At 35.5% G+C, this 21,553-nt stretch carries 20 protein-coding genes and 3 tRNA genes; 16 read left to right on the forward strand and 7 right to left on the reverse strand.

What is annotated here, in order from left to right; all coding sequences use genetic code 11:
• The first annotated feature begins 60 nt into the window (after nucleotides 1-60).
• The 5 genes from ACKU4N_RS19555 to ACKU4N_RS19575 all read left to right on the forward strand — a co-directional run bounded on the left by ACKU4N_RS19555 (nucleotide 61) and on the right by ACKU4N_RS19575 (nucleotide 5,214).
• Nucleotides 61-1,422 carry a TolC family protein gene (locus ACKU4N_RS19555; RefSeq protein ID WP_321319314.1) on the forward strand — a complete coding sequence of 454 codons (1,362 nt, stop codon included), beginning with the start codon at nucleotides 61-63 and terminating at the stop codon, nucleotides 1,420-1,422.
• Between the two features lie 228 nt (nucleotides 1,423-1,650).
• On the forward strand, nucleotides 1,651-2,364 hold the full coding sequence (gene tsaB / locus ACKU4N_RS19560; protein ID WP_321319316.1) for a tRNA (adenosine(37)-N6)-threonylcarbamoyltransferase complex dimerization subunit type 1 TsaB: 714 nt from the start codon (nucleotides 1,651-1,653) through the stop codon (nucleotides 2,362-2,364).
• Between the two features lie 18 nt (nucleotides 2,365-2,382).
• Nucleotides 2,383-3,150 (forward strand): DUF3108 domain-containing protein, encoded by a 768-nt coding sequence (locus tag ACKU4N_RS19565; RefSeq protein ID WP_321319318.1) that lies wholly within the window; start codon nucleotides 2,383-2,385, stop codon nucleotides 3,148-3,150.
• A gap of 145 nt (nucleotides 3,151-3,295) precedes the next feature.
• On the forward strand, nucleotides 3,296-3,865 hold the full coding sequence (gene efp, locus ACKU4N_RS19570) for an elongation factor P (protein ID WP_101310267.1): 570 nt from the start codon (nucleotides 3,296-3,298) through the stop codon (nucleotides 3,863-3,865).
• Between the two features lie 119 nt (nucleotides 3,866-3,984).
• Nucleotides 3,985-5,214, forward strand: coding sequence for a GAF domain-containing SpoIIE family protein phosphatase (locus ACKU4N_RS19575; protein ID WP_321319322.1), 1,230 nt, complete (start codon nucleotides 3,985-3,987; stop codon nucleotides 5,212-5,214).
• A 46-nt stretch (nucleotides 5,215-5,260) separates the two neighbouring features.
• Here the strand turns inward: ACKU4N_RS19575 and ACKU4N_RS19580 are convergent, their stop codons facing one another.
• From ACKU4N_RS19580 to ACKU4N_RS19595, 4 genes are all read right to left on the reverse strand, one after another.
• On the reverse strand, nucleotides 5,261-5,710 hold the full coding sequence (locus ACKU4N_RS19580; RefSeq protein ID WP_321319324.1) for a DUF4625 domain-containing protein: 450 nt from the start codon (nucleotides 5,708-5,710) through the stop codon (nucleotides 5,261-5,263).
• A gap of 61 nt (nucleotides 5,711-5,771) precedes the next feature.
• Nucleotides 5,772-7,064, reverse strand: coding sequence for a tyrosine--tRNA ligase (gene tyrS, locus ACKU4N_RS19585; protein ID WP_321319326.1), 1,293 nt, complete (start codon nucleotides 7,062-7,064; stop codon nucleotides 5,772-5,774).
• Nucleotides 7,065-7,164: 100 nt separating this feature from the next.
• Nucleotides 7,165-8,193 carry a DUF3667 domain-containing protein gene (locus ACKU4N_RS19590; RefSeq protein WP_321319328.1) on the reverse strand — a complete coding sequence of 343 codons (1,029 nt, stop codon included), beginning with the start codon at nucleotides 8,191-8,193 and terminating at the stop codon, nucleotides 7,165-7,167.
• Nucleotides 8,193-8,735, reverse strand: a complete 543-nt coding sequence (locus tag ACKU4N_RS19595) for a CvpA family protein (protein ID WP_197092701.1) — start codon at nucleotides 8,733-8,735, stop codon at nucleotides 8,193-8,195. Before ACKU4N_RS19595 ends, ACKU4N_RS19590 begins: the two co-directional genes overlap by 1 nt.
• Before the next feature lie 135 nt (nucleotides 8,736-8,870).
• Here ACKU4N_RS19595 and ACKU4N_RS19600 point away from each other — a divergent pair, with 135 nt between their 5' ends.
• The 4 genes from ACKU4N_RS19600 (at nucleotide 8,871) to ACKU4N_RS19615 (ending at nucleotide 12,582) form a co-directional block, all read left to right on the forward strand.
• On the forward strand, nucleotides 8,871-10,382 hold the full coding sequence (locus tag ACKU4N_RS19600; RefSeq protein ID WP_321319331.1) for a GH3 auxin-responsive promoter family protein: 1,512 nt from the start codon (nucleotides 8,871-8,873) through the stop codon (nucleotides 10,380-10,382).
• 6 nt (nucleotides 10,383-10,388) lie between these two features.
• Nucleotides 10,389-11,159, forward strand: a complete 771-nt coding sequence (locus ACKU4N_RS19605) for a hypothetical protein (RefSeq protein WP_321319333.1) — start codon at nucleotides 10,389-10,391, stop codon at nucleotides 11,157-11,159.
• A 98-nt stretch (nucleotides 11,160-11,257) separates the two neighbouring features.
• Nucleotides 11,258-11,872 carry a deoxynucleoside kinase gene (locus ACKU4N_RS19610; protein WP_321319335.1) on the forward strand — a complete coding sequence of 205 codons (615 nt, stop codon included), beginning with the start codon at nucleotides 11,258-11,260 and terminating at the stop codon, nucleotides 11,870-11,872.
• A gap of 95 nt (nucleotides 11,873-11,967) precedes the next feature.
• Complete coding sequence (locus ACKU4N_RS19615) at nucleotides 11,968-12,582, forward strand: deoxynucleoside kinase (protein ID WP_321319337.1); 615 nt, start codon at nucleotides 11,968-11,970, stop codon at nucleotides 12,580-12,582.
• On the opposite strand, the gene ACKU4N_RS19620 is transcribed toward ACKU4N_RS19615, so the two are convergent.
• Nucleotides 12,579-13,238, reverse strand: coding sequence for an outer membrane beta-barrel protein (locus tag ACKU4N_RS19620; protein WP_321319339.1), 660 nt, complete (start codon nucleotides 13,236-13,238; stop codon nucleotides 12,579-12,581). The genes ACKU4N_RS19615 and ACKU4N_RS19620 overlap by 4 nt on opposite strands.
• An 87-nt stretch (nucleotides 13,239-13,325) precedes the next feature.
• On the reverse strand, nucleotides 13,326-14,516 hold the full coding sequence (kbl, locus tag ACKU4N_RS19625) for a glycine C-acetyltransferase (RefSeq protein ID WP_321319341.1): 1,191 nt from the start codon (nucleotides 14,514-14,516) through the stop codon (nucleotides 13,326-13,328).
• 372 nt (nucleotides 14,517-14,888) lie between these two features.
• On the opposite strand from kbl, the gene ACKU4N_RS19630 reads away from it, so the two are divergent.
• From ACKU4N_RS19630 to ACKU4N_RS19660, 7 genes are all read left to right on the forward strand, one after another.
• Nucleotides 14,889-14,962, forward strand: a tRNA-Asn gene (locus ACKU4N_RS19630).
• Nucleotides 14,963-15,009: 47 nt separating this feature from the next.
• Nucleotides 15,010-15,083: transfer RNA gene (locus tag ACKU4N_RS19635), tRNA-Asn, on the forward strand.
• Between the two features lie 48 nt (nucleotides 15,084-15,131).
• A tRNA-Asn gene (locus tag ACKU4N_RS19640) sits at nucleotides 15,132-15,205 on the forward strand.
• A 96-nt stretch (nucleotides 15,206-15,301) separates the two neighbouring features.
• Nucleotides 15,302-15,616 (forward strand): GIY-YIG nuclease family protein, encoded by a 315-nt coding sequence (locus ACKU4N_RS19645; protein ID WP_321319342.1) that lies wholly within the window; start codon nucleotides 15,302-15,304, stop codon nucleotides 15,614-15,616.
• A 140-nt stretch (nucleotides 15,617-15,756) separates the two neighbouring features.
• Entirely contained in the window at nucleotides 15,757-16,500 is a 744-nt protein-coding gene (locus tag ACKU4N_RS19650; RefSeq protein ID WP_321319344.1) for a phosphatase PAP2 family protein, read from the forward strand.
• Nucleotides 16,501-16,526: 26 nt separating this feature from the next.
• A complete protein-coding gene (locus ACKU4N_RS19655; protein WP_321319346.1) occupies nucleotides 16,527-17,969 on the forward strand; it encodes an MFS transporter in 1,443 nt (480 codons plus the stop codon).
• 243 nt (nucleotides 17,970-18,212) lie between these two features.
• A complete protein-coding gene (locus ACKU4N_RS19660) occupies nucleotides 18,213-19,952 on the forward strand; it encodes an endonuclease (RefSeq protein WP_321319348.1) in 1,740 nt (579 codons plus the stop codon).
• Nucleotides 19,953-20,306: 354 nt separating this feature from the next.
• Here ACKU4N_RS19660 and ACKU4N_RS19665 read toward each other — a convergent pair whose 3' ends face one another.
• Complete coding sequence (locus ACKU4N_RS19665) at nucleotides 20,307-21,533, reverse strand: hypothetical protein (protein ID WP_321319350.1); 1,227 nt, start codon at nucleotides 21,531-21,533, stop codon at nucleotides 20,307-20,309.
• Nucleotides 21,534-21,553 lie beyond the last annotated feature (20 nt).

Genomic DNA, 21,553 nt, shown 5'->3' on the forward strand with positions numbered 1-21,553 from the left:
CATTAATAAATTAATGACGGAAGAACTAGTTTTATCGGATCAAAAAAAATACATACACACATGAAAAAAATATTATTACTCGTCCTTGTTTTTGCCTTTTCCTTTTCTGGTATTTATGCTCAGGAATTATGGAATCTGGAAAAATGCATAACACATGCAAAGGAACACAACATCAACCTTAAGTTACAAAAACTGGATGCTGACGTTCAGGCAAACAATACCAGGCAATCTAAATTGGATCTTTTACCAAATTTAAATGGTAATACCGGATACAACTTCAACTATGGACGTTCTCTAAGTGCTGAAAATACGTACGTAAACGAAAACAGTCAAACAGGTTCTCTTGGTCTTTCATCCAGAGTTACTCTATTCAGTGGTTTTCAAAAATGGAATTCAGTTAAACAAAACGAATTGGATCTTAAAGCTAATTTGCAGGATGTTGAAAAAGCAAAAGAAGATTTAGCACTAAATATCACATCTTACTATTTGGATATTTTATTTAAAAAAGAACTTCTTCAGGTTGCACACGAACAATTAAAAGTTACTGAGCTTCAGATTAAAAGAACAGAAGTTTTGGTAGAAGCAGGAACTCTGCCAAAAGGAACTTTAATGGAACAAAAAGCACAGGCTGCACGCGAAGATCTTGCTGTTGTTAACGCACAAAATGCTCTTGATATCGCTTTGCTTGATCTGGCTCAGCTATTGGACCTGGAAGACTCAAAAGGTTTTGATATCCAAACACCTGAACTCCCTGTTTTAAATGCAACCAAATCTATGGCTGATCCGGAATCAGTTTTTATCAATGCATTAACATTTCGTCCGGAAATGAAAGCAGCGCAATACCGTTTGGAAAGTTCTGAAAAAGGTTTAATTATTGCCAAAGGTCAGCGTACTCCAACTTTATCTATGTCGGGATCATGGAATTCCGGTTATCGCAGAAATCAACCAGAATATGGCATTGCTGCAGATGGAAGTCCTATAATTATCAGAAAAGAAATGAAATTGAACGATCAGTTAAGATTATTTGAATCAAAGAGTTTTGGTTTCAACTTAAGTATCCCAATTTTTAACGGAGGTAGTGTTAATCGAAACATTAGCAACGCAAAAGTAAATATCGACCGTTCCAAATTGAATATGGAAAACTCTAAAAATGCTCTTCGAAAAGATATTCAACAGGCTCATGCCAATGCCAAGGCGGCTATGAAAAAGTTTTTCTCCAGTGAAACAGCAGTTTCATCAACCGAAGAAGCCTTCCGTTATACTGAAGAAAAATTCAACCTCGGTTTAGTTAATTCTGTAGATTACAATCAAGAAAAAAACAATCTTTTTAAATCTAAATCAGATTTACTGCAAGCGAAATACGAATACATATTCCGCACCAAAATTCTTGACTTCTATAATGGTATCGAAATAAGTTTATAATCAAGTTTCAAATTCAAAAAAACTCTCAGCCCATTTCGGTTGGGAGTTTTTTTTAGCCGGTAAGTGTTTCCTTCTAATTATTTGTCTTAGTAATAGAACTACGCTTAAAAAGCACATTATTTTCCTATTTTAATGAATTTGGATAGTACACTGGTCATATATTTGAACTGTTATCGTTCACAATTAGTATTTTATCCTTTATTTTGCATTGATTTTAAATTTTATCAAATGGCATTACTATTACATATAGAGACATCTACAGCGGTTTGTTCTGTTGCATTGGGAAAAGATGGAGTTTTACTGGCTCTTAAAGAGACGAAAGAAGGAATGAAACACGCAACTCACTTAACGGTTTTTATTCAAAACATTTTAAAGGAAAATAATTTAACTACAAGCAATTTAGACGGTGTTGTTATTAGCATGGGACCAGGATCATATACCGGCTTACGTATTGGTGTATCAACAGCCAAAGGAATTTGTTATGGAGCCAACCTGCCGCTAATCTCAATAAACACTTTGCAGGCAATGACAAAGCCATTGTTGGAAAATAAGGATGTTATCAATCAATTAACCAATCCACAGGAAGCCTATTACTGTCCAATGATCGATGCAAGAAGAATGGAAGTTTACACTGCCTTTTTCAATTGTAAAAATGAATTGGTTGGAGATATTTCTGCTGATATTATCGATGAAAGCTCCTACTCAAAAGTCCTTTCGGAAAGAGAAATTATTTTCTTTGGTGATGGTTCTTCCAAGTGCAAAGAAGTAATCAAAAGTAAAAATGGCATCTTTCTTGACAACGTAACACCATCAGCAGTAGGAATGATAGAACTGGCTGAAATAAAATTCCAAAATCAAGAATTTGAAGATGTAGCCTATTTTGAGCCCTTTTATCTGAAAGATTTTGTTGCTACTACTTCTAAAAAGAATATCTTTAATTAAGAATCAACAATAATTCATATGCATAAATTATCTCTGAGCATCCTTCTAATTTTTCTAAGCCACACACTTTTATTGGCCGATTTTCCTATTAAGGATACCAAAAAAGGAGAAAATCTAAGATATGTTATACATTATGGAATTATTCGGGGAGGAAAAGCAAACCTGAAAATCAGAAGTGAAAACATAGATGGCAAAGATTTGTATCATGCAACTCTAACTGGGAAAACTGTCGGATTATTCAATTCGCTGTATAAAGTGAAAGATACTTACGAGAGTTTTATTAATCCTGCAACCCTATTGCCAGAAAGAGCAATCCGGGATATTCGCGAAGGAAATTACAAAAGGTATACTGAAATAGTTTTTGATCGGGAAAAGAATGAGGTAAATTCCTCACGTTCCGGAATTCATAAAGTACCCGAAGGAATACATGATATATTGTCGGCTTTTTACTTTGCAAGAGCCAATTATTTCAATTCAAACCTAAAAATTGGAGAAGTAGTCAAGATTCAAACTCACTTCTCTGATGAATTGTTTCTTCTTCAATTCAGATTCATGGGATATGAAACAATTAACAGCAAAATTGGAGATGTAAACTGTTATAAGTTCATCCCAATTGTAGCAACAGGCAGAGCATTTAAAGATGAAGATGATATGACTATCTGGATATCTGCCGATACAAATCGAATTCCGGTCCGCGTACAATTCGATCTTTTTATTGGTTCATTGCGTTGCGATTTGATGAATTTTTCGGATTTCTCCTATGACTCACTCTTGGATAACGACTAATTTTTTGCCATTTCCGAGGTATCTATTTCAAACAAAGCCTCATAATATTTCAGAATATTAATTGTTTACCCTATTTTTGCAAAACTCAAAAGAAAACGAAACTTTTCTTTTCTTAGAAATGATTATTAAAATTTAATATTATATCATGGCATCTACTACAGATTTTAAAAATGGAATGTGTATCCACTATAAAGGAGATTTATATACCATTGTTCAATTCCAACACGTAAAACCAGGTAAAGGTCCTGCCTTTGTTAGAACAAAACTTAAAAATGTTAAAACAGGTAAGGTTATTGACAATACGTTTAACTCTGGTGTTAAAATTGACATAGCCCGTATTGAAAGACGCCCTCATCAATTCCTTTACAAAGATGATATGGGATATAATTTGATGCATACAGAAACATACGAGCAAATTGTTTTACCTGAAGAATTGTTTAACGCAGCTGACCTTTTAAAAGAAGGTGAAATGGTGGAAGCCGTTTTCCATGCTGACACAGAAACGCCATTGTATGTTGATCTTCCTGCTCACGTTGTGATGGAGGTTACATATACCGAACCAGGTTTGCGGGGAGATAGTTCATCTACCTCATCCTTGAAAGCTGCAACTGTTGAAAGCGGTGCGACCATAATGGTACCTTTATTTATCAACACAGGCGATTTAATTAAAATTGACACACGCGACCACTCTTATTCAGAGCGAGTAAAAGCATAGTTTTTATAAACTCATCATCAAAAAAGGATTCTTTATGGAATCCTTTTTTTTTTTCAAATTTTCGATTGGCTAATGATTTGATATTTCCTAAATTAGCATGAAACATAAATCCCCCTATTGTGATCAAGCAACAATCTGTTAACAGCAAATTTAAGCTCAACTTAATCCTTAAAATTACTCAGGCGATTAATGAAAACTTATCAATTGACGAGCTTTTACAACAGTATAAACATATTTTATTTGAAGATCTCAAGATTGGGAAAATTGCGGTTTATAAATTTAGTTCCCACTGGGAAAAATTATTGATATCCGGCATTTCAAAAGAATGCATTGATAAGATCAAAATTGGAAAACACTTAAGCAGTATTTCTGAAATCACCTATATATCGCGTGATTTACCCGAAGTATTCTGGTCTTTTGATTTTATTATTCCGGTTATCCACAAAAATTCGGTTCTTGCATACATCCTAATTGGTGATATTGATGAAGAAATGGAAGGAATGAGCCCGGCAATCAAACACCTTAGCTTCATACAAACCATTTCCAATATTATTATTGTGGCAATGGAGAACAAACGCCTGTACAAACAATTATTGATTCAGGAAGCTTTTAAGAAGGAAATGGAATTGGCTTCAAAAATCCAAAGCCTTCTAATTCCCAATCAAAGCTCTTTACCGCAAAATCAATATATTTCTACCTGCGGATATTATCAGCCACACTTTGAAATTGGCGGCGATTATTATGATTTTATCAACTTTAACGATCAGGAATTGGGATTTTGCATTGGCGATGTTTCAGGAAAAGGAATCCCGGCAGCCCTAATCATGTCTAATTTTCAAGCCACATTGCGGGCGCTTTTCCGGCCCGAAACACCACTGGATGAACTCATGATTCAATTGAACCAAAAAGTGTGCGACAATTCAAGCAGTGAGAAATTTCTGACTTTCTTTATTGGAATTTACAATTACACTACCAGAAAGCTAAAATATGTGAATGCAAGCCATCACCCTCCACTTCTTTACAATTTTGAAAATGGAGAAACTACCTTACTAAAAAAAGGATGCATTGGTTTGGGTATGCTCGATGAAATCCCAGCCATATCAATTGGAGAAATTACAATCAATGAGCACTCAAAGCTACTTTGCTATACTGATGGATTAATAGAACTGGAAAGAGATGATCAAATGGAAGTAGGCGTTCAGTTCTTAACCAAAATGTTCGCAACACAAAAAAATATTTCAAATACCTTTACAGATCTGATACATCACATTGATATTGGAAAAAAGAATAAAGCCGTAATAGACGATATCTCATTGTTCGGCATTGAGTTCAAAACAACACAAATGTAAAAAGGATCGGCATTAGCCGATCCTTTTTAATTTAAATAAGATTTCCTTATTGTATTTCGAAAGCGATATCTTTTGAAACTGATTTTCCAGCAGTATCTTTAACTGTTACAGAAAACTTATAAGCTCCGGGCATAGCATTATCAGGAGTTGCAATATTAAAGCTAATTACTTTTGACACTCCGGAAATAGCAGGTACTGCATTTCCAGCGGCATCAGTATCCGAAAGACTATTAAAACTAAACTCTTCAACAGTTTTTACAGACTTAACTCCAGTATACGATACCGTTACAGTATAAGATGCTAATGCAACATTATCCGTGGCAGTAAAATTGACACTTAAATTTGCACCAGCTGTAACTATTGTACTTGTTGTTGGACTAGCAATTGTAACTGTAGGAGCAACTGTATCTTCTTTGTCATCGCCACCACCGCTACCGCCGCAGCTCATCATACCTATTGAGAAAAGAACGATAAGGGCATACTTTAAGAATTTCATATAATCTGATTTTAGTTTGTGATTTAGTTTCATCTAATAAAAATAGTTGATAGCTAGCAAACTAACAAGCAACTACAAGGAAATAATTCTTTTTCCCCTTTTGAACCAAAAAATATTTATCTGCAATTAAATGCTCATTTGTAATCAGCATCTCCGGATTATCAACTTTTTCCTTATTAATACTGATTGCATTGCCTTTAAAAAGTCTTCTTAATTCTCCTTTCGATGGAAATACATCGGTTTTTACAGCTAATAATTCCAAAATATCGATACCATTGTCAAATTCAGACTTACTAACAGAAAATTGAGGTACTCCTTCAAAAACTGATAAGAATGTCTCTTCATCCAATTTTTTCAAAACATCAGCTGTGGCTTTTCCAAATAAAATTTGAGATGCTTCAACTGCTGTATTGTAATCTTCTTCGGAGTGAATCATGATAGTTACCTCTTTAGCCAACCTCTGCTGCAATTTTCTCATATGAGGAGCTTCCTGATGTTCTTCTATCAGAGCAAAAATTTCTTCTTTCGGAAGAAGTGTGAATATTTTAAGGTATTTCGCGGCATCTTCATCAGAGGTGTTCAACCAAAACTGGTAGAATTTATAAGGCGAAGTACGTTTAGGATCTAACCAAATATTTCCTGATTCTGTTTTTCCGAACTTTCCACCATCTGCTTTAGTAATCAGCGGACAAGTTATCGCAAAAGCAGTACCACTTTCTTTTCGGCGAATTAATTCTGTTCCGGTAGTAATGTTTCCCCACTGATCGGAACCACCCATTTGCAATTTGCAGTTCTTAGTTCGGTAAAGTTCCAAAAAGTCGGTTCCCTGCACTAATTGGTAAGTAAATTCGGTAAAAGACATTCCTGATTTAGAATCAGCACTTAATCTTTTCTTTACAGAATCCTTACTCATCATATAGTTCACAGTAAGGTGTTTGCCAATATCACGAATAAAATCAAGAAAGGTAAAGTCCTTCATCCAATCGTAATTGTTCACCATTTCGGCAGCATTTGCGGCATCTGAATCAAAATCCATGAACTTGGAAAGCTGCGCACGCAAACATTCCTGATTGTGACGAAGAGTTTTTTCATCCAGTAGATTTCTTTCCTGAGATTTCCCTGAAGGATCTCCGATCATGCCGGTTGCTCCACCTACCAATACAATTGGCTTGTGCCCTGATACCTGAAAATGTTTTAACATCATTACACCAACAAGGTGTCCGATGTGCAGTGAATCTGCCGTAGGATCAATTCCTACATAAGCTGATGTTAGTTCTTTTGCAAGTTGTTCTTCTATTCCAGGCATCATATCGTGAATCATGCCCCGCCACTGGAGTTCCTCAATAAAATTCATTTGTTCTGTATTTAATTTCCTGATAGGAATCTAATTATCAATTTTTCTATTTGAATGGCAAAGATAAGAATTTTACCATTTTATTATGCTGTAATTTTTTCTATTCAACAACCAGCGAAATCAAACTGTATAAAATCCCCGATATTAGTAAAATATTATAGATAAAAGAAAGCATAAAGAATTTCACAATTGTTTTTATCCATGATTGCCGATAATAAAATTTCAAGGCCAGAAAAAGCTGTACGGGAATCAATAAATACAAATAAAAAGCAAACTGATGAACAAATTCTAATTTGGTCATTATCAACAGCTCACTAACAATCACAATCACAAAAATAAAAGAATGAAAATTAAGTGATATTAATAAATGTTCTAACAAATAATGCTTCCTGCGGATGTAAAACAGTGCCAAAAACAAAGCAAATACCGGAAGTATAATCAGCAAGGTTTGTGATAATTTTTTATAGACATTATCCATCATCAAGGTCGGATTTAACTTCCACATGTCAATCACACGTTTTATATCAGAATTTCCGAACTTGTTATTCTTCCCTCCCTTTCCGCCAAAAGTAATTGATTGCGCCGTTTGTGCAGTATCCTGACTAATATTTAAGTTAAACAATCCTTTTTTTAGTTCTGAATTGGTCAAAGAATCTGACTCCAAGCTATCTATCTGGTTTTTATTTTCATCAACCATATCCTCGAAATAGGATAACACATCAACATCTTTTCCTTCCCCTGTTGTAAAAGTAAAGTTTTTTTCTGCCTGGGTTTCGGGCATGTGGTTGTGGGAAAGCAGTAAAAATGCAAAAAAAGTAAGAAATAGATACAGTCGAAAAGGTGGCGTATATCTGGCTCTTTTTCCTTTCATAAATTCTTTGGTAAGATAACCCGGACGAACAAATAGCGGGACTATCGTATGAAGAAATTTATTATCAAGCGATAGAGCATCACCAAGCGATTCGGACAAGACACTAAAAAAAGGTCTGTGAAAATCTTTTACCGACTGACCACAATTGGAACAAAAACTTCCATTAACCGGATGTTCACAATTGGCACAAAACCCCTCAAAATGAAAAACTTTCCTTTTGGGAAGTTTTTGAATGTACTTCTTAATTATTTCTTTCATTAGACTTCAAGAGGGAGTTCTTTTTTCACTTTTTCCTTAATCTTTTCTTTCGTATCACTAAAATCTGAATTAAACAATTCAAACATCTTTTCCGAAACAGTTGTCATTGGACTATATAAGTAGCTTTCATCCTTTTTTTCATCTGAAATAAATTCAAATTTCCGATCTAAATAATCAACAAAATAGACAATAATACCGATTATAATAATCCCCTTCATTAAACCAAATACCATTCCCAAAATTCGGTTAAACATCCCTAAAGCAACAGCTTCAACAAGTGAATTGAGAAGCTTGCCAATGATATGAACAATAATTACAATGACAATAAATGTGATTCCAAATGAAATGTATCCCATATATTCGGAGTCGTAATTAAAACGATCCCTTATGAATTGCGCCGTAAAATCGGAGAAATGAATGGCACCATAGATCCCTAATACTAAAGCAATCAAGGTAGCAATCTCAAAGATGAAACCATTCTTAAAACCTTTAACCATTACCCAAAGCAATGGAATACCTATCAATATATCAATAATATTCATTTGTAATGCGTTTCTAATTTGACAATGATCACCAAATATAAGTAAAAACCAACATAACCTGAGCATAATATTTAGATTAAGAAACAAGACCTCAATTAAAATTTCTTTATATTTAAATCAGTAAACTATTCAAATATGGCTTTAATAAACTCTCTTGTTAGTTGGCTGAATACGAAAAGACTCTCTCAGATCGATTTTTTTAAAAATCATCCGATTGAAACTCAGAAAGAAACCCTTACGCAATTAATCGAACAAGCTTCGAATACTGAATGGGGAAAAAAGTATGACTTTAAAAGTATTCGCACACTTTCTGAATTTAAAGATAGATTGCCGGTTCAAACCTATGAAGATATTGAACCTTACATTAACAGACTTAGGAATGGTGAGCAAAATATTTTTTGGCCTTCCGAAATAAAATGGTTTGCCAAATCATCAGGCACAACCAATTCAAAAAGTAAATTTATTCCAGTAAGTAAAGAAGCTCTCGAAGACTGTCACTTTCGGGGAGGGAAAGACATTTTAGCCATCTATACTTCCCTTTTCCCCGAAACTGGAATTTTTAAAGGGAAAGGATTAACACTTGGGGGAAGTCACCAGATTAACAACATCAAAAATGATTCCTACTATGGTGATTTATCAGCTATTATAATTCAAAACCTCCCTTTTTGGGCTGATTTTATTAGAACACCCGATACATCTATTGTATTAATGGATGAATGGGAAGAAAAACTGAATAGGATGACAGAAGCAACATTGAATGAAAATGTAACCAGTTTGTCTGGTGTTCCATCCTGGTTCCTGGTTCTGTTAAAATATATTTTAAACGCTTCAGGCAAAAGTAATATTCACGAAATATGGCCTAATCTTGAGCTTTTTGTTCATGGTGGTGTTAGCTTCACTCCATACCGGGAGCAATTTAAAAAGTTGTTACCATCTAAAAACATGAACTATCTGGAGACTTATAATGCCTCCGAAGGTTTTTTCGGAATTCAGGATAATCCGTTGGATGATTCCATGCTTTTGATGTTGGATTACGGTATTTATTATGAATTTATTCCGATTGAATATTTTGCTGACGATCAGCCCGAAGCCATCAGTTTAGAAGAGGTAAAACTTCACACAAACTATGCAATCGTTATTACAACCAATGGAGGATTGTGGCGTTATCAAATTGGTGATACCATTCGGTTTACATCAAAAGACCCTTTTAAATTTAAGATTTCGGGCAGAACCAAACTATTCATTAATGCCTTTGGCGAAGAATTAATTATTGACAATGCTGAAAAGGCAATTCAAACGGCCTGTGCCAAAACCAATTCGATCATTAAAGAATATACAGCCGCTCCTGTGTTTATGGCATCGGATCAAAAAGGAGCTCACCAATGGTTGATTGAGTTCGAAAAAATGCCTGAAAATATTGATGAATTCAACTTTATATTAGACAATGCACTAATGAGTGTAAACTCTGATTATGAGGCGAAAAGATACAAAAACATCACCCTTGAGAAACCACACATCACCATTGCTAAACCGGGTTTGTTTTATCAGTGGCTAAAAGAAAAAGGGAAATTGGGGGGACAAAATAAAGTGCCCCGGCTTTCAAATAACCGTGATTTAATTGAGGAACTACTACAAAAAAACAACTAATCGTTTATGCTGCAATTCCTTCTTTGGCTCATTCTTGTGTTTCCTGCACAAAATAATGTTCAGATCAATCAGATCCATGATTTTATTTCCGTGGATTACCTCGGCAATATATTTGCTGTGAATAAGTGTGAACTAATTGAATTCAATTCAAAGGGAGAGAAATTGGCCGTTTTTTCTAATTCCATGCTGGGTTCTATCCGCCATATTGATGTATCGAACCCACTTCGAATACTGGTTTTCTACGATGATTTTAATCAAATATTATTTCTGGACCGTAATCTTGCAGAAATTGGCAGCGAAATTGATTTATTTGCATTTTCGGATAACGAAACCGAATTGGTTTGCTCCTCTGCAAATGGTGGCTTTTGGATTTATAATTCAGATGACAATCAGGCAATTCATATTTCAGAGAATGGTAAAATAATAAATCAAAGCATCTTAATGAACACTTTTTATCAGAATTGTATTCCTGATAAAATGCTGGAATACAACAACGATTTGTACTTCCTTTATCCGGAAATGGGAATTCTGAATTTAGATCGAAACGGCCAATTCAAGAGAAAAATTTCACTGCCGGGAATCAAAAATTTCCAAATATCCAAAAACACACTTCTATACACAACGGAATCAGGCATTTATTCCTTTCAGCCAATGGCTAAAGAAGACAAATTAATTTTCAATTTAAAAGATTCAAAAGATGCTCAGCTTACCATCCAAAGCAACAATTTGTATGTCTCCAATAAAAAGTCAATATCAATTAAAGTACTAACACTCTGATTAAAAATAACCTGCAATTTGTTGGTGTTTTTTCCAATTGAATTCCTGAAAAATATTCTTAATTTTAGTTGCCTTTTTCACACAAAGTAAACATAAATATGCACATTGCTGTTGCCGGAAATATTGGAGCTGGTAAAACTACACTAGCCGGATTATTAGCTAAACACTACGGATGGGAAGCTCATTTCGAAGATGTTGATGAAAATCCATATTTAAATGATTTTTACGAAGATATGAAACGATGGTCATTCGCTCTTCAGATTCATTTTTTAAATAGTCGTTTCAACCAGGTTTTGTCCTTACGCAAATCCGGCAAAGACATCATTCAGGACAGAACCATCTACGAGGATGCCTATATTTTTGCTCCTAATCTGGAATCGATGAGTTTAATGCCCAGAAGAGATTTTGACAACTATCTGTCTCTTTTTAACATCATGAGTTCATTAATTCAACCGCCAGACCTGCTTATTTACTTACGCGCAAGTATTCCAACGCTGGTAAGTCATATTCAGGAACGTGGCCGCGATTACGAGGAAACCATTCGCTTAGACTATCTGAAACGTTTAAATGAACGCTATGAAGCATGGATATCGGGCTATGCAAATGGTAAACTGCTGATTATTGATGTGGACAACATTAATTTCCTGAAAAACCCTAAAGACTTAAGTGAGGTAATCAACAAAATTGATGCTCAGCTAAACGGACTCTTTTAAAAAGAAGCTGTGAATTGATGATTACAGGTTAAGACTGTCTGGCTTGTAAATCCAATTCCGAATTTATAATTCAAAACTGATAATTCTTTCAAATTATGCATATCGCAATAGCTGGAAACATTGGCTCTGGTAAAACTACCCTTACCGAACTGCTTGCAAAACAATATGGATGGGAGGCTCATTACGAGGACGTTGACGAGAACCCCTATTTAAATGATTTTTACGATGACATGAAACGATGGTCGTTCAATCTTCAAATTTACTTTCTAAAAAGTCGGTTCAACCAAATTATGGAAATCCGTAAGGCGGGAAAAAATGTAATTCAGGATCGTACCATTTATGAAGATGCCATGATTTTTGCTCCGAATTTATTTGATATGGGTTTGATGTCGCAACGCGATTTTAAAAATTACAACAACCTGTTCGAATTAATGGGATCTATGGTTCAAGCTCCTGATTTGCTAATCTATTTGCGATCGTCTGTTCCTACATTGGTCAATCAAATTCAGAAAAGAGGCCGCAATTACGAAGAAACCATCCGTCTGGATTACTTAAAAAACCTGAATGCCAGATACGAAACATGGATTCAGAATTACAATCGCGGCAAGCTATTAATTGTTGATGCTGACAATATTGATTTCCTGGATAATCCGGAAGATTTAAACAGCATTATGGATAAGGTAGAGGCTCAAATTCACGGATTGTTTTAAAAATGGTAAAACAATCCGATAGATAATTCGGGAAGAGAAACCTTATCAAATCCAAGAAAATATTGATACGGATCTCCATTTTCATCTTTTGCAGTTACAGTTTCCGGGAAATCCGGAATATAAGTGTATCTCAAATTTACATCAAAACTCCAATCCTCGGAAAGATGATACAAAAAGCCAATAATTGGTGTTAAGCCAACTTTATTTTCTTTAATTGTTCTCTTCTGATTTAAGCTCCCAACCGATGTCGAAACAAAGCTAATGCTGTTTTGATAATGGAAATAACCAAAAGCAAGCGATGTGTACGGTCGAAAATCCCGATCCCAACTATCAAAAAAATAAGACCCTTTAAACTGGGCCGATGCAATATTGTAATTCACATCGTAATTTCCAAAATGATTACCATTCCAAAAATTATCCTGTCCTAATATACTGTAAGCAATCTCGGCACCCACGCCTATTTTTTTATTCAGCATCATCTGACCGGTTACCCTAAATGCTGGTCCTCCTTTTGCTTGATCTCCAAAATCACCCAAAGGATACTGATAGCCTACTGAAGCCCCGACTAACAATTCCTTTTCTTTGTAGTATTGAGCTTTCCCAGCGGAACAAATACCAATTGCCAACAGGAAAAATATAGTAGATTTAAACCTCATCGATTCTATTTTTAAAATTTATCAGCCACTAAAATACAAAAAAATGGGAACCGAATTGGCTCCCATTTCCTATATCTTAAATTGAATTTACTCAATTACTTTTAATTCTTTTCCAATTTTTATGAAAGCTGCCAAAGCTTTATCCAAATGCTCTTTTGTGTGAGCCGCAGAAAGTTGAATTCTTATTCTTGCCTGTCCTTTTGCCACAACAGGATAATAAAATCCGATCACGTAAATACCTTCTTCCAATAATTTAGCCGCAAATTGTTGTGATAGTACTGCATCGTACAACATCAAAGCATTAATAGCCGAGTCGGAAGGTTTCACATCAAAACCGGCGGCCAATAATCTTTCTCTGAAATATTTGGAATTTGAAATTACCTTATCGCGTAATTCTGTAGATTCTGTTAACATTTCGAACACTGCTAAAGAAGCTCCTACAATTACAGGAGAAAGCGAATTCGAGAATAAATATGGACGGGATCTTTGACGCAGCATATCGATTATTTCCGCTTTACCCGTTGTAAATCCTCCTAAAGCTCCACCCAATGCTTTTCCTAATGTACTTGTAATAATATCAACACGATCCATACAATTATGGTATTCGTGAGTTCCTCTTCCTGTATCTCCAATAAAACCGGAAGCATGACTATCATCAACCATTACTAATGCATTGTACTTATCTGCCAAATCACAAATTTCATTTAATCTGGCGATGTCACCATCCATAGAAAAAACTCCATCGGTAACAATTATACGAAAACGCTGCGCCTGAGAAATTTTTAATTGAGCTTCCAAATCATCCATATCGGCGTGTTTGTAACGATATCTGGCAGCTTTACACAAGCGAACCCCGTCGATAATAGAAGCATGATTCAGCTCATCAGAGATAATTGCATCATCTTTATCGAATAATGGTTCAAAAACGCCGCCATTTGCATCAAAAGCCGCTGCATACAATATGGTATCTTCGGTTCCAAAAAAAGTAGCAATCTTTTCTTCCAATTCTTTGTGAATATCAGTTGTACCACAAATAAAACGAACTGATGACATTCCATATCCATGTGACTTCAATGCTTTTGAAGCACCTTCCATAACACGAGGATTAGAAGACAAACCTAAATAGTTGTTGGCGCAAAAATTCAATACTGTGTTGCCAGTACTTACTTTAATTTCTGCACCCTGCGGAGTTGTTATAACTCTTTCGTTTTTATAAAGGCCTGCATCTTTTATAGACTGAATTTCCTCTGCCAAATAATCTTTGAATTTTCCGTACATGAGTGTTTGTTGTTTATATGTATTTATTGTTTGAGAATATTCACAATTTGAAGCCAAAATTACAATAAAATTTCGCTTCTGGCTTTTTCAAAAACTGTTTTTTTATTACTCCTTATTGTCAAATTCAGTTTTTGATCAAATAATTTTCTTTCCAAACCAACTCATCTCACAAAACTCAATCATTGAAAAACAATCATATAGCCATTGCGTCTAGATAACAACAAATTGAATTCAGATGAAAAAAATCATTTTTTTGAAAAAATATTCCAGAAGATGTTGTATTATTGAACAAATCCTATTAGTTTTGCATCGCAATTTTCCTCTAGAATGTACGTCATTCGTACAACTCAGAAGAAAGTTTTGGAGTTATACTCCTTCTTAGCTCAGTTGGTTAGAGCATCTGACTGTTAATCAGAGGGTCCTAGGTTCAAGTCCTAGAGAGGGAGCAAAAAAAAGCAGGCTAAATGCTTTCAAAACAATTTTAGCAAAGTATTCCTTCTTAGCTCAGTTGGTTAGAGCATCTGACTGTTAATCAGAGGGTCCTAGGTTCAAGTCCTAGAGAGGGAGCAAAAAAAAAGCAGGCTAAATGCTTTTAAAATAAGTTTAGCAGAGTATTCCTTCTTAGCTCAGTTGGTTAGAGCATCTGACTGTTAATCAGAGGGTCCTAGGTTCAAGTCCTAGAGAGGGAGCAAAAAGCCATCCATTTGGGTGGCTTTTTTCGTATCCTTAACTTTTCTTTCCCACAACTTTTCGACTTGATCCAAAAATTTCCCTAATTTAGTTATATGTATTTCATATATATTTTATACTCTCCTTCATCAGACAAATACTATCTAGGATGTACCGAAGATGTTTCCAAGCGGATTTTCATGCATAACAACCCTATACGAACAAGTTATACCTCTAAACACAGACCATGGATTCTTAAAAAAGCATTTAAAGTTGGCAACAACAAAACTCTTGCTTTAAAAATTGAACAAAAAATCAAGAAAATGAAAAGCCGAAAATATCTTGAACAATTACTGGATCCAGAGGTAGGCCAACAACTGTTTTGTGATCTTCTAACAATATCATCATCATCATCAACACCTGACTGTTAATCAGTCCCGACGAGTCGGGATAGGTTCAAGTCCCAGAGAGGGAGCAAAAAGCCATCCATTGTAGGTGGCTTTTTTCATTTTTAAGTACCCCCGATCCAAAATTTTCTTCTATTTTTGTTGGAATTGAAAAATTCCAGACCTTGAAACACTATTCGTTATCGCTATTTCTTTGTTTGATCATACTTTCTAGTATCCCAACTCATGGATATACTCAGGTAAAAATTGATACAACAATTACATTTCATAAAACCCGGCTAAATCCTGGATTAGGCAAAAAGGTTTTTAATAAAGAAAATCTGTTGGTGTTTGGCGGACTATTAGGCACCTCATTTCTACTCGACGAATGGGCGAACAAGCGCTTAAAATTAAATCAAAATTCCTTTTTAGATTCCTACACCAATATCTTTAATGAATTTGGTGAGAAGAAATACATTGCTCCTGCCACATTTGCGACCTGGCTTATTGGCACAGCAATTAAGGATGAAAGGCTTTCAACTACTGCGCTCAACTCAGGAAAAGCTTTAATCACTGCCGCAATCTTAACCGAAGGCACAAAAATAATAGCCGGTCGCTCCAGACCATCCTTAAACAGAGGAAATATGCATTTTAATGCTTTTGGAGGAACCAGCAACGAAACAAAATCATTCCCTTCCGGACACGCTTTTGTATCCTGGGCAGTATTCACTCCTTTTGCCGAAGAATACAGCAAGTGGATCTACGTGATTCCAGCATCTGTGAGCTTTGCCAGAATGTCCCGAAACAGGCATTGGTTTTCCGATGTTGTTTTGGGAGGAGGAATTGGCTATTTTGCAGGCCTCTATTTTCACAAAAGAAAAAACCAATCTGTCATTTTCGATGGAAACGGAATTGTTATAAAATTTTAAACTAACTACACCCCAAAATCAGCATCATGAGCTCAACAAGTATCTTTAAAAAATTTCCAAAAACCTTCTGGGTTGCAAACACCATAGAACTATTCGAAAGATGGGCCTGGTATGGTTTTTTCATGCTTTTTGCAAATTACCTTACCGGATCAACTGACATCGGCGCACTAGGTTTATCTCAGGCAGAAAAAGGAACGATTATGGGAGTGGGAACAGGAATTCTGTATTTCCTTCCTGTAATTACAGGTGCAATAGCCGACAAATACGGATACAAGCTGGTTTTAGCTATTTCATTTGTTATTTACAGCACTGCATTTATAGCACTTCCTCTTTTTGACACATTTGCCGGAGTATTTGCCATGTACCTTTATTTAGCATTAGGTGCCGCACTTTTTAAACCTATTATTTCAGCGACGGTTGCAAAAACTACCAACGAAGAAACCTCATCGATTGGCTTTGGAATTTTTTATATGATGGTTAATATTGGTGCATTTATTGGACCATTAGTTACTCTTGCTTACAAAGACAGTGGATACACAACCGTTTTTTACATATCTGCCGGTATCATTTTAATCAATTTTATTCTGATATTATTTTACAAGGAGCCGGAGCGTGAAGTTAAAAATGAATCCATTGGAGCCGCAATCGCTACTGTATTCAGCAATATTGGCAAAGCCCTCAGCGATGTTAAGTTTGTAATTTTCCTTCTTTTGGTTGCTGCATTTTGGAGTATGTACTATCAATTATTCTTCACGTTGCCAGTATTTATTGCCCAATGGGTAGACACTTCAAGCGTCTATCACTTTTTCGAAAGCTTTATGCCTGCGGTAACCGAAACTTATGGAACTAACGGTCAAATGGACGCAGAATTCATCACGAATTTCGATGCCATGTTTATTATTATCTTCCAAATAATCATCTCTACAATTGTAATGAGATGGAAACCTCTGCAGGCAATGATGGGCGGAATTCTTATCTGTACAATTGGAATGGGACTCACCCTGCTAACACAAAACGTTCTTTTTGTAATTCTTGCAATCTTCATCTTCTCGGTTGGGGAAATGGCCAGTTCTCCAAAAATTACCGAATACATTGGGCGAATAGCTCCTAAGGATAAAGTTGGACTTTATATGGGATGCTCATTTTTACCCGTATTTGCAGGTAGTACAATAGGTGGTGTTATCTCTGGAAATATTTATGGAAGCATGTCCGACAAAGTAACTTTAATGATTCGCGAAGTTACTGCAAGAGGACTGCAAATTCCTGAAATATCCAAGGATTTTAGTGCAACTGATTATTTCAACAAAGCCGGTGAACTTATGGGAATGGATCAAAACCAGCTCACTCAGTATCTTTGGAATACCTATAACCCTTCTAATATTTGGTATGTGATACTAGCCATCGGATTTTTCTCAGTTACTGCTCTCTATTTTTACGATAGATTACTACTGAACAAAAAAGCGCAATAAACTACAAGTAAGAACTCTATTAAAAGAGATTCTAAAATACGCAATCCCACTCCGGTGGGATTTTTTTGTCTTTTTCATCAAAACTATTGAGATTAATTAAGGTCTTCTGCATTATATTTTATAATTTGCAGGCGAAGTAAATCAACAAATAGAGTCACTTTTTGCTGATTTATTCGTACAGTAAAAACCACTCAACCATTTTATGCTACTCAACCAAATTAATAACATGTTAAGGCATATTATATGATAAGAACTCTACACGTAAAAATTTTATTTTTCCTCTCTGTTTTTGTTGCATTTGCACTTTCGGCAACAGCTCAGACCTCTATTGAAGAATACTACCAAAATGCTGCCGGAAAAACAGGTGATGAATTGAAGACTGCATTGCATTCGATTATTAGAAATCATATTGAACTGCCTTACACAACTAAGGATGCCGGTGACCAATACAATGTTTGGGAAGCTCTTAAAATAACGGATGAAGATCCAACTAATACAGACAATATTCTTCTAATTTATACTGGAAGAAGTGAAGTGAAAACAAGACAAGATGATGGAGTAAGTAATGATCCTGATTCATGGAACAGAGAACACATCTGGGCTAAATCGCATGGCGATTTTGGAACGGAGCGTGGGGCTGGAACCGACATTCACCACCTTAGGGCCTGCGACCGAAGTGTAAATACTGATCGAAGCAATAAGTTTTTTGACAATGGCGGAACGGTTCATTCCGAAGCTGCAGAATGCAAGTTTGATGGAGACTCATGGGAACCACGCGATGCTGTAAAAGGCGATATTGCCAGAATGATATTGTACATGGCAGTTTGTTACGAAGGCGAAAATGGTGATCCTGATTTGGAAATGACCAACGACATGACCTACAGTATGGTTAATTACTCAGCTCCTTTCTTTGGTAAACTATCCACCTTATTAGTCTGGAATACACAGGATCCGGTTGACGAAGCCGAAAAAGCAAGAAACGAAAAGGTTTATACGATTCAGGGCAACAGAAATCCTTTTATTGATTATCCCGAATGGGCTGACGAAATCTGGCCACCCGATACCGAGAGTCCTGCTATCACTGAATTATCTCCTGTCAATAATTCTATTGGTGTTTCTTTAACCGCAAATCTTATTATCAAATTCAACGAAGATATAAAAGAAGGAACAGGCAGTGTTACCATCAAAAGATACAATGACGAAACAACTTTTGAAACACTAACAATTCCAAGTGCCAGATTAACTTATTCAGGCAATCAGCTATTAATAAACTCCGAAGCCAAATACGAAGAAGGAGTTAGATACTATGTCGTTATTGATAACGGCGTAGTAACCGATGCTTCCTCGAATGCTTTTGATGGGATTTCAGACAAAACGATATGGAATTTCACAGCAACCTACACCCCTCCTGTAATTACCGAATTCACACCGGCTGATAAGAGTGAAAATATTCCAATAAGCACCAATTTAAAAATTACATTTGATAAAGAGGTACAAGCTGGAAATGGTTCAATTCGCATCCTTACCAATGGAAGTGAAACAGCAATTGCAGCTTCCGACGCTTTGGTAACCTATAACGGCACACAAGTTAGTATTGATTTATCAGATGATCTGGAAACAGGAACCGAATACTACATTAACATTGATAATAATGCATTTGTAAGTGCTCAGGATATAGCTTTTGCTGGCATTAGCACCCCTACAGACTGGTCTTTTACTACAGAAAATCCTACCGGAATTGATGACGTATATACTGATGGAATTCCATCTTTTTACCCTAACCCTGCTGTGAACGAAATTCGACTGACTAACATGAAGGATGTGGAATCGATGTATATCTCGAACTTAACCGGGCGAAATATCATGGAAATAAAATCACCTGATACACGAATCTCGATTAGTAAATTGCCAAAAGGAATGTATTTTGTGACCTTTATTTCATCAGATGGGCAAAGAACAACTAAGAAATTAATGAAGCGCTAAAACTTCATGTAAACAAATATAAATGGCTGTTTCCTTTTCGGATGCAGCCATTTTTTTTACTTCATATATTATCTCTTTTTCTAATCGACACGTCACAACATAAAAAGCCATTTTGCATTAAGAAAAAGACTGATAATCCCTAAGCTAAGAAAGATTTTAACAATTTTTAATGATAACTGAACAGTAGGGCTTCCATCATAAAACCATCTATATAAAGCTGAAACACAGCCAAAACAATCAATTTACAACACGGATATCAAAGTTAATCCTCAAATATATCTGCAAATCAAAACTGTTAAAACAAAAAAAGCCCGAATCCATAAGGATTCGGGCTTTCTACAATATTCTTTTCTACTAAATATCCTCAACAGCTTCAAGTATCACTGTTTTTTCATTTACACTACCACTATAATATTTATAAGTAACAGAATAAACCTGACCTACAGCAACTTCAAAATTATTTTTAATAATCTTAGCTATTTTTTCAAGAACAACCGCTTCTTCTTCATCGAAGTTACCATACTGACTGTTACCAACAAAAGCATAATCTTCATAAACCAATGTGAAAGTCACAGTTGGCGTTTTATCCGACTCCACAAATTTGATTGGAGGAACAAACAACCATGTTTTGTCTTTAAAAGCAACCAATGAAGATGCTTCAACAGTACTTTGATAAGCAACCCACACACCATCGGTTAAAGTATATTCTACAGCTTTCGTTTCAGTCACACCACCACCGGCATAATATTTGTAAACTGGTGTAATTTTATTTCCTTCTAAAGCAAAAGGAAATTTGAAACTAAGGAAATTTGGTAAATAATCAGCAGGCACAATTGAACTTGAAAAGTTATTGTATTTGCCAGGTTGATTAGAACCTGTTCCCATTGCATCGTAATCTTCGGTAGTCAGTTCATAAATCATTACATCACCTGGAATAGCCGGAGCAACTTTATCAGATTTAGTCCAAACAGAACCATCAAAAGCCCAAAATTCAGTAACCATAGAAGTTGATGAACCATTGTAATATTTGTAAGTTACAGCTAGCTCATAACCATCAGCAGCATCAGGATATTTAGCCAATAAAAAGTTAGGTAAATAATCAGAAGCTTTTACTGTAGCATCAAAATTATTGTATTTACCAGGCTCCCCAGTTGCAGTTCCCATACTATCATAATCTGCTGTAGTTAGAGTATAAGAATCTATAGCTGCCAATACCTCAAGGTAATCAAGGTATTCTCCAACATAAGACAAACTACCTCTGTAAAAATTATAATTTATGGTATATTCAGAACCGGCCTCACCATAGACCTTCATATTTGTTAATACTTCAGGTAAATTATCTGCAGCAGTTGCCGAACTCGAAAAATTCATGTGACCGCTAACACTAGAGTTGCTGGATAATGCATAGTCAGCATCAGTCAAAGTATATCCTGTTTCAAGCAATACTTTATCTGAGAAAAATTTCGCATCAGCTACAGCATCAGCATTAGCTTCGTCTACTTCTTTGTAAGCATCTTCCATTGGGTCACAAGACGTGAATACCAAAGCAAGGAAAGAAGCCATATATAATAATTTTTTCATCTTTCTATTTTTTTTATTAT

It is taken from the genome of Labilibaculum sp., assembly GCF_963664555.1.
Lineage (GTDB): Bacteria > Bacteroidota > Bacteroidia > Bacteroidales > Marinifilaceae > Labilibaculum.